Raw genomic sequence first — 594 nt, 5'->3', positions numbered from 1 at the left:
GTGCATCGATATCAGGACAAGGCGCTTTTACTCGCGACGGATCGCTGCCCGGTCTACTGTCGTTTTTGCACCCGAAGCTACGGCGTGGGTCTAGACACGCGACTGGTCTCAAAGAAGAGGGCGCCACCATTCCAGAGCCGATGGAATAATATCCTGGCCTATCTTCGCGCGACGCCAACCATCGTTGACGTGGTTGTATCGGGAGGAGATTGCTTTCGACTCAAAGCCTCCAGACTTTCAGCGATCGGCATGGGGCTTCTGTCCATCTCCTCAATTCGCCGGATTAGGTTCGCGACGAAAGGCCTCGCCGTACTGCCTATGAAAATCACGAGCGATCATGAATGGACCGATGCCCTCGTGAAAATCGCCGATGCAGGCCGCAATCAGGGCGTGGAGATTTCATTTCACACCCATTTCAATCATCCGCGAGAAATCACCGGCTACACGATTGCGGCTGCAGATCTTCTTTTCAAGCGGGGCATCAGGATGCGCAACCAGTCCGTTCTCATGGCTGGGGTCAATGACGATCCCGAGGTCATGAAAATGCTCATTAAAAAGCTATCACACCTGCATATCCAGCCATACTACGTGTAT

Annotated in this window: 1 pseudogene; it reads left to right on the top strand. The window is 53.4% G+C overall.

Annotated elements, in window-relative coordinates:
- Positions 1-594 (top strand): annotated as a pseudogene (locus tag EOA23_RS35275) (KamA family radical SAM protein); the annotation flags it as partial.

Source organism: Mesorhizobium sp. M2A.F.Ca.ET.042.01.1.1, from assembly GCF_003997405.1.
In the GTDB taxonomy this organism is placed as follows: domain Bacteria; phylum Pseudomonadota; class Alphaproteobacteria; order Rhizobiales; family Rhizobiaceae; genus Mesorhizobium.
This window is presented reverse-complemented; position numbering and strand designations above follow the sequence as displayed.